The following is a 10,000-nucleotide window of genomic DNA, read 5'->3' on the forward strand; positions in this document are numbered from 1 at the left end:
TTATATGCACACCATGCTATTCAAGATAGTATTGTGGTAACAGATGCGGAAGTTAACAGCTTTATGAATGAGCAAATTGATGCTATGGTAGAGCAAGTAGGTTCATTAGATAAAGTAGTTAAGTTTTACAAAAAGAAAAATGTAGATGAATTTAAATCTTATTTCTTCGAAATCATTAAGATGAATAAGCTAACTTCTCAGATGCGTAGTAAGATTGTTGAAAAAGTTACGATTACACCAGAGGAGGTAAGAAACTTCTTTAAAAGTATTCCTGCAGATGAAATGCCAACTTTTGGAGCTGAAATGGAGGTAGCGCAAATTGTTGTTAAACCCGTAATTACAGAAGAAGAAAAGAAAAGAGTTATTGATAAACTGAAAGAAATTCGACAAGATGTCTTAAACGGCTCAAGTTTTTACAGTAAAGCGGTTTTATTTACTGAAGATGAAGCATCTGTAGGTTCAGGAGGGTTTTATAAAATTAATAGAAAAACTGGATTTGTTAAAGAATTCAAAGAAGTAGCGTTTAGCCTTGCTGAAGGAGAAATTTCTGAACCATTTGAAACAGAATTTGGATATCATATTATTATGGTTGAAAAAATTAAAGGTCAAGAAGTGGAGTTACGTCATATATTAATGTCTCCTAAAGTTTCAACTCAAGCGATGAAAGATGCCAAAGCTAAAATTGAAATTATTAGAAATAAAATTTTAAACAAAGAAATTTCGTTTGCTGATGCTGCAAAATCTTCGTCAGATGAAAAGGAAACAAAAAATAATGGAGGTGTGTTGTTAAATCCAAGAACTATGGAACCTCGTTTTGAGTTGACTAAAATGGATCCAGCTCTTTATGCACAAGTTTCTGTTTTGAAAGATGGTGAAATATCACTTCCTATTTTAGATGAGGCTAGAGGTGTAGGAAAGTTTTATAAAATCATAACTGTTAATAATAGAACTGAAGAACATACTGCAGATTTTGCAAAAGATTATCTGAAAATTAAAGAATTAGCTTTAAAGGATAAACAAATTAAAGAAATTGCAAAATGGAGCGAAGAAAAAATTAAAGAAACTTATATTAAGATTTCTGATGATTATAAAGATTGTGATTTTGTCAATAATTGGTTAAAAAAATAAATTAACTAACCCTTTGAATTTTCAGAGGGTTTTTTATTATTTTAGAGGTTTAATAATTAAATTCAATTTTCCGAATTCTAAATTCTAAATTCAATATGTCAGACGTAGCCGCTATTCAGGAATTAGTTCAAAGACAAAAAGCATTAAAGCAAGAAATTGCCAAAGTAATCGTAGGTCAAGATGAAGTCGTACATCAAATTGTAATGAGCATTTTTTCTGGAGGACACGCTTTACTTATTGGTGTGCCTGGTTTAGCAAAAACCTTGATGGTAAATACTATTTCGCAAGCTTTAGGTTTGAATTTCAAAAGAATTCAATTTACGCCTGATTTAATGCCGTCCGATATTTTAGGAAGCGAAATTTTAGATGAAAATCGTCATTTTAAATTCATCAAAGGACCAATATTTTCCAATATCATCTTGGCAGATGAAATCAACAGAACTCCACCAAAAACGCAAGCAGCTCTTTTAGAAGCTATGCAAGAACGTGCGGTAACTGTAGCTGGACATCATTATAAATTAGATTCGCCATATTTCGTATTAGCAACACAAAATCCAATTGAGCAAGAAGGAACGTATCCGTTACCAGAAGCACAATTAGACCGTTTTATGTTTGCCGTGAAATTAGATTATCCGAGTTTTGAAGAAGAAGTAAATGTGGTAAAAGCAACCACTTCTGATTTTAAACCTGTGGTAAATTCTTTATTTACAGCTCAGGAAATTATAGATTTTCAAAATGTAATTCGTAAAATTCCTGTGGCAGATAATGTAATTGAATATGCAGTTTCGTTAGTAAGCAAAACACGTCCCGATAATCCACTTTCAAACGAATTTGTTAAAACCTATATCGATTGGGGTGCTGGTCCAAGAGCTTCACAAAATTTAATTTTAGCAGCAAAAACCAACGCCGCTTTTAATGGAAAATTTTCTCCAGATATCGAAGATGTAAAAGCAGTAGCCATTGGAATTCTTCGTCACAGAATCGTAAAAAATTACAAAGCCGACGCCGAAGGAATTTCGGAAGAAGATATTATTAAAAAACTTTTTTAAAGAAGTTCTATGTTCGGTTTAGCAATTGATTTAAATAAACGAATGCATGGTTTAGATATTGCTAGATCAATTGCAATTTCATTGGTTGTGTTTTCACATAGTCTTTGGATTAGTGATTTTTTTCCTCCTTTAATTAATTGGTTAATGCAATTGAGCGGAACAATTGGTGTAGAAATTTTTTTTATAATTAGCGGATTTTTAATTGGTAAAATCGTCCTTAGAATGCTTGAGAATGAGGATTTTTCTTTTTCAAGTATTATTGCTTTTTTAAAGAGAAGATGGTTTAGGACATTGCCTAATTATTATTTAATTCTTTTTGTTAATGTTTTGCTATGGTATTTGTTTTATAATGAAATACCTGAGAAACTATATCTTTATTTTGTCTATTTACAAAACTTATCCCATAATGCTCCCGATTTTTATAGAATTTCATGGAGTTTGGCAGTTGAACAGTTTTGTTATATCATTGGGCCTTGTACATTATTACTCCTAGTAAAAATATTTCCAGGTGCAAATCGAAAACATCTATTTTTAGGAATGAGTTTATTTATGATTATGTTGTTTTTTGGTGTAAGACTATATTTTAATTTTACACATGAATTAACTTCATTAAATCAATGGAATGAATCATTACGAAAAGTAACTATTTACAGATTAGATGCTATTTATTATGGATTTGTGCTTTTCTATTTGTATTCCAATAATTTTATTGCTTCGAAATGGAATTTAAATCTTTTTTTTGTTGGGATTTTAGGAATTTTTACGCTTCACATATTAATTTTTGTCTTCGGAATTCAATATGAAAGGCATCAATTTTTTTTTAATGTTTTTTATTTGCCGCTGAATTCTATTTCAATTTGCTTGACGATTCCCTTTTTAGTTTCAATTAAATTAAAGAATGTCTTTTTTTTAAAGTGCGTAGCCTTGTTGAGTGTTATCTCATATAGTGTCTATTTATTGCATTATACCGTTATTCTTCATTCAATGAAGGTATTGTTTCCATCTGAAAATCTTCGTGGATTTTATCTTTTTGTATACACTTTTAGCTATTGGTTTTTAGTTCTTTTTCTGTCTTATTTGCTTTATCGATTTTTTGAAAAACCAATGACCAATCTCAGAGAAAAAAAATGATTAATTGATAGAATACTAGCTTTTTTTTAAAGGTTTTGTCAAATTAATAAAACTTTGATTTTAAATTGCGAATTATTCAATATATTTTTATTTTAATCGTTTTTATTGAAAAATAAATATCAAAATAGAATCTTTATAAATAATAATTCTTCTATTTAGGCTTTTTATTAAAAATTTTTAAATCTGATTAAGATTTATTAAATTTGTGCCACCAAAAAATACAACAAACACTAATTAACTTATTTTATAGTATGGCTTTAGCTAACGAAATGAATCTTTATAACGAGTACATTAAAGAAATCGAAGAAAGAAAAGGTCAAGGGTTACACCCAAAACCAATTGATAGTGCTGATTTATTAAACGAAATCATTGCTCAAATCAAAGATACAAACAACGCAAACAGACAAGATTGTTTGAAGTTTTTTATCTATAATACATTGCCAGGAACAACTCCTGCAGCTGGTGCAAAAGCAAAATTCTTAAAAGAAATTATTTTAGGTCAAGAGGCAGTAGCTGAAATCACTCCAACTTTTGCTTTTGAATTATTATCACACATGAAAGGTGGACCTTCAATTGTGGTTTTATTAGATTTGGCTTTAGGAAATGACGCTGCAATTGCAAAACAGGCAGCTGATGTTTTAAAAACACAAGTATATCTTTACGATGCCGATATGGCGCGTATTAAAGAAGCTTATGAAAACGGAAATGCCGTTGCAAAAGATATTTTAGAAAGTTATGCAAAAGCAGAATTCTTTACAAAACTTCCTGAAATTGCTGAAGAAATTAAAGTAGTAACCTTCATCGCTGGAGAAGGAGATATTTCAACCGACTTATTATCACCAGGAAATCAAGCGCACTCGCGTTCTGACCGTGAATTACACGGAAAATGTATGATTACACCTCAAGCGCAAGAAGAAATCAAAGCCTTACAAGCGCAACATCCAGATAAATCAGTAATGTTAATTGCTGAAAAAGGTACAATGGGAGTTGGTTCTTCTCGTATGTCGGGTGTAAATAACGTAGCGCTTTGGACAGGTAAACAAGCGAGTCCTTATGTACCATTCGTAAATTTCGCTCCAATTGTAGGTGGAACAAACGGAATTTCTCCAATTTTCCTTACTACAGTTGACGTAACAGGCGGTATCGGAATCGACTTGAAAAATTGGGTTAAAAAGACAGATGCTAACGGAGAATTAGTTCGCGATGAAAATGGAGAGCCAATTTTAGAACAAGTGTATTCTGTTGCCACTGGAACGGTTTTAACTATCAATACGAAAACAAAAAAATTATACAACGGTGATAAAGAATTGATTGATATTTCAAGATCGTTCACACCACAAAAAATGGAATTTATTAAAGCAGGTGGTTCGTACGCTATCGTTTTTGGTAAAAAACTACAAACGTTCGCAGCTAAAACTTTAGGAATCGAAGCACCACTTGTTTATGCTCCATCAAAAGAAATTCATATCGAAGGTCAAGGATTAACAGCGGTTGAAAAAATCTTTAACAAAAACGCTGTTGGAACACTTTCTAAAAATGTGTTACATGCAGGTTCTGACGTTCGTGTTACAGTAAACATCGTAGGTTCGCAAGATACAACAGGTTTGATGACCGCTCAAGAATTAGAATCGATGGCAGCTACTGTGATTTCTCCAATTGTTGATGCAGCGTACCAATCAGGTTGTCATACAGCATCTGTTTGGGATAAAAAAGCACAAGCTAATATCCCGAAATTAATGCAATTCATGAATGATTTCGGATTGATTACAGCACGTGACCCTAAAGGTGTTTATCATGCAATGACCGATGTTATTCATAAAGTATTAAATGATATTACAGTGGATGAATGGGCTATCATTATTGGTGGTGACTCTCATACTAGAATGTCAAAAGGAGTAGCTTTCGGTGCAGATTCTGGAACAGTTGCTCTTGCTTTAGCAACCGGTGAAGCTTCAATGCCAATTCCACAATCAGTAAAAGTTACTTTCAAAGGAAGTATGCCAGATTATATGGATTTCCGTGATGTAGTTCACGCAACTCAAGCGCAAATGTTACACCAATTTGGTGGTGAAAATGTTTTCCAAGGAAGAATTATTGAAGTTCACATTGGAACATTAACTGCTGATCAAGCGTTCACATTTACAGATTGGACTGCTGAAATGAAAGCAAAAGCTTCAATTTGTATTTCGGAAGATGAAACGTTAATCGAGTCATTAGAAATTGCAAAAGGAAGAATCCAAATCATGATTGACAAAGGTATGGATAACAAAAATCATGTACTTCAAGGATTAATCGACAAAGCAAACCAACGTATTGCAGAAATCCGTTCAGGTGAAAAACCAGCGTTACGTCCAGATGCTAATGCAAAATATTACGCAGAAGTTGAAGTAGATTTAGATCAAATCGCTGAGCCAATGATTGCTGATCCAGATGTAAACAATAAAGATGTTTCAAAACGTTATACGCACGATACAATTCGCCCACTTTCTTTCTATGGTGGTGACAAAAAAGTAGATTTAGGATTCATCGGATCTTGTATGGTTCACAAAGGCGATATGAAAATCTTAGCTCAGATGTTGAAAAATATCGAAAAACAACAAGGTAAAGTAGAATTCAAAGCACCTTTAGTAGTGGCTCCTCCAACTTACAATATTGTGGATGAATTAAAAGCAGAAGGCGATTGGGAAGTATTACAAAAATATTCAGGTTTCGAATTTGATGATAATGCACCAAAAGCTGTTGCTCGTACTGAGTATGAAAATATGTTGTACTTAGAGCGTCCGGGTTGTAACCTTTGTATGGGGAACCAAGAAAAAGCGTCTAAAGGAGATACGGTTATGGCAACATCAACTCGTTTGTTCCAAGGTCGTGTAGTTGAAGATACAGCAGAGAAAAAAGGAGAATCATTATTATCATCTACTCCAGTTGTAGTGTTGTCTACTATTTTAGGTAGAACACCTTCAATTGAAGAATACAAAAAAGCAGTAGAAGGAATCAACTTAACTAAGTTTGCTCCATCGCATAAATTGTTAGTAGGATAATAAATCTTTAATATCAAAATAAAAAGCTCAAGTTTTAACTTGGGCTTTTTTGTTTTTATCTCTTCATTTTTTTGTAAATTAGTGGGATTAAATAACACACAAAATAAATTACTATGGCATTTGATATTGAAATGATTGAAAAAGTGTACGCTAACATGGCAGCACGAGTAGATAAAGCTCGTGATTTGGTTGGGCGTCCTTTGACTTTATCGGAGAAAATTTTGTATTCGCATTTATGGGAAGGAATGCCATCGCAATCCTTCACCAGAGGAAAAGATTATGTTGATTTTGCTCCCGATAGAGTAGCTTGTCAGGATGCAACAGCGCAAATGGCCTTGTTGCAATTTATGCATGCTGGAAAGAAAACTGTAGCAGTTCCAACAACTGTTCACTGCGACCATTTAATTCAAGCAAAATCAGGTGCGGAAGCTGATTTAGCTTTCGCGAATAAACAATCCAAAGAAGTTTTTGATTTCTTGTCATCAGTGTCAAACAAATACGGAATTGGATTTTGGAAACCAGGTTCAGGAATTATTCACCAAATCGTTTTAGAAAACTACGCTTTTCCAGGAGGTTTGATGATTGGAACCGATTCTCATACCGTAAATGCAGGTGGTTTAGGAATGTTAGCCATCGGTGTTGGTGGTGCAGATGCAGTAGATGTAATGTCGGGTATGTCTTGGGAATTAAAATTTCCAAAATTAATTGGAGTTAAATTAACAGGTAAATTAAATGGTTGGACCGCTCCAAAAGACGTTATTTTAAAAGTAGCTGATATCTTAACCGTAAAAGGAGGAACAGGTGCTATTGTAGAATATTTCGGAGAAGGTGCTGAATCGATGTCGTGTACCGGAAAAGGAACCATTTGCAACATGGGTGCCGAAATCGGAGCTACGACTTCAACCTTCGGTTATGATGATTCAATGAGAAGATATTTGGCGGCAACAGGTCGTCAAGATGTGGTAAATGCTGCGGATAAAGTAGCTTCTTATCTAACTGCTGATGCTGAAGTTTATGCGAATCCAGCACAATATTTCGACCAATTAATTGAAATCAATTTATCTGAATTAGAGCCACACATCAACGGACCTTTCACTCCAGATAGAGGAACACCAGTTTCCAAAATGAAAGCCGAAGCTGAAGCAAATGGTTGGCCAATAAAAGTCGAATGGGGATTAATCGGTTCTTGTACCAATTCGTCTTACGAAGATATGTCACGTGCGGCTTCCATTGTAAGGCAAGCCGTAGCTCACGGAATTTCGCCTAAAGCAGAATTTGGAATCAATCCAGGTTCGGAACAAATTCGATATACGATTGAACGAGATGGAATCATTGCCGATTTCGAAAAGATGGGAACCAAAGTATTTACAAATGCTTGCGGACCTTGTATTGGACAATGGGATAGAGAAGGAGCAGACAAACAAGAAAAAAATACCATAGTCCATTCGTTCAACCGAAACTTTTCAAAAAGAGCCGATGGAAATCCAAATACGCATGCTTTTGTAACTTCTCCAGAAATGGTAGCTGCTTTAGCGATTTCAGGGCGTTTGGATTTTAATCCGATTACCGATACTTTGATAAATGATAAAGGAGAAGCGGTAAAATTGAATCCGCCTTTTGGAGATGAATTGCCAACCAAAGGTTTTGATGTAAAAGATCCTGGTTTTCAAGCGCCTGCAGCTGATGGTTCTAGCATAGAAGTTGTAGTTTCTCCGACTTCAGACCGATTGCAGCTATTAGCGCCTTTTGATGCTTGGGATGGTAAAAATATTACTAGCGCCAAATTGTTAATCAAAGCGTTCGGAAAATGTACGACAGATCATATTTCTATGGCTGGACCTTGGTTACGTTTCCGAGGACATTTGGATAATATTTCTAATAATATGTTGATTGGTGCTGAAAATGCATTCAACGGAAAAGCAAATTCAGTTAAAAATCAATTAACTGGAGCTTATGACGAAGTGCCAAAAGTACAACGCGCTTACAAAGCAGCTGGAATTCCATCTATTGTTGTGGGCGACCATAATTATGGAGAAGGTTCTTCACGTGAACATGCAGCTATGGAACCTCGTTTCTTAGGTGTAAAAGCAGTTTTAGTGAAATCATTCGCTCGAATTCACGAAACCAATTTGAAAAAACAAGGAATGTTAGCCTTAACCTTCGCGAACGAATCTGATTATGATAAAATTCAAGAAGACGATACAATTAATTTCCTAGATTTAACAGAATTTGCTCCTGGAAAACCGCTAACATTAGAATTTGTTCACGCTGATGGTTCTAAAGATACAATCTTAGCGAATCATACTTACATCGATAGCCAAATTGGTTGGTTTGTAGCGGGTTCGGCTTTAAATTTAATTGCGGCTGGAAAATCATAGTTAAATTTCGAATTTAAAATAATGTTAAAACTCCCTTTTTAAAGGGAGTTTTTTTTATCTTGCAACTGTCAAATTAGCTACAATCCATCTAAATTAATTCTAAATGAAATTATTCCAAATTATCACTTTTTTTCTATTCTTCTGTAGTGGTGTTGTTTTTTCTCAAAAGACAATTAAACATACAGTGGTTTCGGGTGAATCCATTTATTCCATTGCTAAAAAGTATGATGTTAGTGAATCCGACATTTATGAATTAAATCCAAAATCGAAAGGTGCTTTACTACAGTTAAAAACTGTTTTGTTGATTCCCAACAAAAAATCAAAATCTAAGAACAATAAAGAAGTTTCTTCATCAAAAAACGCTACCGAAACGCACATAGTGGAATCGGGTGAATCGCTTTATAAGATTGCTAAAAAATACGATATCAGTTTAGAAAAATTAAAAGAATTAAATCCCGATATCAAGCCAGAATCAATTCAAATTGGGGATAAAATAGTTGTTTCTGCAAAAAAAGTAAAAGAGACTCCTAAAGAAAAAGAAGCTCCTAAAGAAAATAAACCTAAAGAAATAAAAACAGTAGTTACTGAAATATCCAATCCAACTAACATGGATACTAATTTATGTACAGATGAATTAGGAAATAAAGTGCACACCGTTACAAAAGGCGAAACTTTATATAGACTTTCAAAAAAGTACAAAGTTAGTGTTAAAGATTTGGAAGAAATGAATCCTGAAATTATCGCTAATTTACCTATTGGATATGAAGTTGTAATTAAAAAAGGAGATGTAGAATTAGCAAAACATCAAAATGAGATTATAAGTAGTCCAAAAGATGTTGAAGAGCTTTCTCCAGAAAACATGTCAAAAGCCGAATTCTTAATTGCGAAAGCTTCGCAACACATTGGAACTAGATATAGAGGTGGCGGAACTACGAGTGCTGGTTTTGATTGCTCAGGATTAATGTTTTCTACTTTTAAGCATATCGATATGACTTTGCCTCGTTCTTCAAGTTCAATGGCGGTAGGTGCAGGGTACAAAATTGACAGAAGTCAAGCGCAAAAAGGTGATTTAATTTTCTTTACTACAAATGGTAGAGGAAGTATCAATCACGTGGGAATGATTACCGAAATAATTGGTGATGAAATTAAGTTTATTCATTCCTCAGTGCAGGCTGGAGTTATAATTTCATCTACGGAAGAACCTTATTATAAAAAACGTTTCATTCAAATTAATCGTGTTTTAGAAAATCATTGATAGTTTTCTACATGATAT

6 protein-coding genes are annotated in these 10,000 nt (G+C 33.8%); all 6 read left to right on the forward strand.

All coding sequences use genetic code 11. From position 1 onward, the window contains the following. Positions 1–1,128, forward strand: a 1,128-nt coding sequence (locus LDL23_RS06130) for a peptidylprolyl isomerase (protein WP_291264921.1), incomplete at its 5' end; no start/stop codon positions are given. A 95-nt stretch (positions 1,129–1,223) separates the two neighbouring features. Continuing rightward, positions 1,224–2,177, forward strand: a complete 954-nt coding sequence (locus LDL23_RS06135) for a MoxR family ATPase (RefSeq protein WP_291264922.1) — start codon at positions 1,224–1,226, stop codon at positions 2,175–2,177. A gap of 9 nt (positions 2,178–2,186) precedes the next feature. After that, entirely contained in the window at positions 2,187–3,308 is a 1,122-nt protein-coding gene (locus LDL23_RS06140; RefSeq protein WP_291264923.1) for an acyltransferase, read from the forward strand. Between the two features lie 269 nt (positions 3,309–3,577). Continuing rightward, entirely contained in the window at positions 3,578–6,349 is a 2,772-nt protein-coding gene (locus LDL23_RS06145; protein WP_291264926.1) for a bifunctional aconitate hydratase 2/2-methylisocitrate dehydratase, read from the forward strand. Between the two features lie 113 nt (positions 6,350–6,462). Beyond that, complete coding sequence (locus tag LDL23_RS06150) at positions 6,463–8,727, forward strand: aconitate hydratase (RefSeq protein WP_291264924.1); 2,265 nt, start codon at positions 6,463–6,465, stop codon at positions 8,725–8,727. 103 nt (positions 8,728–8,830) lie between these two features. Next, a complete protein-coding gene (locus LDL23_RS06155) occupies positions 8,831–9,982 on the forward strand; it encodes a peptidoglycan endopeptidase (RefSeq protein WP_291264925.1) in 1,152 nt (383 codons plus the stop codon). Positions 9,983–10,000: the final 18 nt, after the last annotated feature.

It is taken from the genome of Flavobacterium sp. (assembly GCF_020217025.1).
Lineage (GTDB): Bacteria > Bacteroidota > Bacteroidia > Flavobacteriales > Flavobacteriaceae > Flavobacterium.